The following is a 2,353-nucleotide window of genomic DNA, read 5'->3' on the forward strand; positions in this document are numbered from 1 at the left end:
GAATGGCGCCGAAATAAAGAAGGCGCCAGTATAAATTGGATGTTTAATGTTGATTCAGCACGTGAAAAACTAGAGAGAGCTTACGGTGCTCTCAACTAGTCAAAATTTGTGTGACGAAGTACTAGCTTGGCAGTGCTGGCAACTTATTAGCTTGTCTAATCAATGCTTCGATTACTGGCTTTGTTTTATTACTAGGTACTTTCGCTAGCATTACATACCTAGAATGTCGTTCAACTAAGGTCGCGATAAAGCTGTTTTCTGAGCCTTGGTTCAAGTCCAACTCCCAGTGATCTGGAACAGCTCTGTCTTCAACATTTGATGACCTTCCACTATTGGTACAGCGTCGACTATCTTTCCTAACCCTTTACCTTTCAGCAGCAACTAAATAAGAGAGCCACTCTAATTGAACAAATAAAACTGTGTCACTAAATTTACTTTTCAGGTTCAGAATTTATCTTTTATTGCGGGGTTATTTTTATTTCACCTATTAAATAAGTCATTAGCCCTATTAAACCTAAATTACACGCATGAAGATGACTGCAGGAAATAGAAACGGAAATAAAAAGGACAGACACATATTTTGTGTCAGAAAATTTAGCACCTCTCCCGTTGTGGATAATCGCATAATTATTTTTTCACATACTGTTAGTGTTAGTTACAGAGCTTAGAATTGAGGTGCTTGGAAAGGATTTTAGGCAAAAAAAAACAAAGCTAGGCCGTCACTTTGTTCAATAGTGTATTTTTAAAACAACCTAATAAAGATGCAACTGTTCAGCCTGCGCCTTTGTACCATTTTACATCGTTGCTGGCGGCTTGCTGCTTTAACCGTTGTTTGCTGCCTGCAAAATTTGAGTACTGCTGCCTGAAACGTTGAATTGATTCAAGCCATTGCGCTTCTTCTATATTCAAAGTCAGGAGCACTTTTGGCATAGTTTTGTTGATATGCCCTTTTTTCTTTGGATCTATGTGGCGGCCGCTCCAGTCGACTAATTCAATATAATCCAGTAAGGCAAAGGGGAGCCTGTGTTTAATGTGATTGCCGCCAAATGGTTTTAGCTGTGCTGGTTGGCTTTCATGCTGAATATTATCTTTTTGTTTGAGAAGCTTATTCGCTTTAACCGTGTCTGTGGTAAAGGCTTTAAAGTGCGCTATACGTTCTTGAATTGAGGTGAAATCACGGTCTTCAAGCGTATCGGCTATGTTTGCTCTGATAGAGTTCAAATCAACGTAGGCCATGCAACTGAGCACTGCGGTTTCATCTAATAATGCTTGCGACTATTCTTTATAAGTAATGCGCCCTTCCCTCAAATTTATAAGGAATAAATTTGAATGCCGTCAGGCAGCCCGAAGGGTGAGCGCCAAGGATGGCAGCGAATAATACTTACCCGTGCAGTTATCTTCTTTATTGGCCTCGCGGGCAATGTACTCATTGAGGTTTTTCATATACCAGCTGATGTCATACAATCTTTCTCGCCATTAGCGATGATCTCATTAAAAAAGAGCAAACTTGGCTTATCTAACTGCTCACCTTTTAAATGGCGGTCGACTAAAAAGTGGTCGTTATAAAGCTGATACCAGCGGTTAATTACTTCATCATCAGACCAATCAAGTGCTTGACGCCTATTGACGTTCACAACAAGGTGATAGTGATTGCTCATAATCGCGTAGGCAGCAATTTCAATGGCAAACACACTACTTAATAACTTAATTCGCTCTACTAACCACTCCCTACGGTGAGCAAAGTTTTTACCTGTGTATTTATCATCACCACACAAGAATGCACGTCTCACGCATCGTGAGATTAAGTGATAATAAGATGTCGATGCTAAATCAATAAGCTTTTTTCTTGCGCGAGTCATAATATATCAACTTCAGTAGCACTGTGTGTAATAACAGTGGTTGATACTATGATTTTTGCAAAAACAGTAGTTGATACTGTAGTTTTTGCAAAAAAATGTGTCTGTCCTTTTTACTTTCCACTTTTTAATTTCCAACGAAATAGACATTAGACGCCGGATTTATGTCATAGGACCGTTACCTTTATTAGTAAAAAATTCGCTGGCGGAGTGACCATATATCTCTGTGTTATCTGAGAGATTCATTTGTAATCAAGTGTAATACATTTTGTTTGAGGGCTTTGCTAGTCTTTACTGGCTGTTTATTTTTTAACAAAAAAAGGAAATACCTACAATGAGTACCACTAAACTTGATGAAATGCTAACTGGCCGCATTCAACCCGGTGAACCTAAACAATATACCAATGCTAACCCTCAGATCGATCTAGGCCACGGATGTATTATTGTAGATGTGATCGCTGATGTTGTAGCTGATGCCGCCGCTGATTCCGCCGCTG

The 2,353-nt window shown here is 39.4% G+C and carries 2 pseudogenes; both read right to left on the reverse strand.

Annotation, left to right across the window (positions count from 1 at the left end):
• Window positions 1-136 precede the first annotated feature (136 nt).
• A pseudogene (locus tag H5201_RS22270) lies at window positions 137-357 on the reverse strand (IS30 family transposase); the annotation flags it as partial.
• Window positions 358-771: 414 nt separating this feature from the next.
• Window positions 772-1,859, reverse strand: a pseudogene (locus tag H5201_RS23345) (alpha-amylase family glycosyl hydrolase).
• Window positions 1,860-2,353 lie beyond the last annotated feature (494 nt).

Origin of the sequence: Pseudoalteromonas sp. SG43-6, from assembly GCF_014164365.1 — a bacterium.
Lineage (GTDB): Bacteria > Pseudomonadota > Gammaproteobacteria > Enterobacterales > Alteromonadaceae > Pseudoalteromonas > Pseudoalteromonas rhizosphaerae.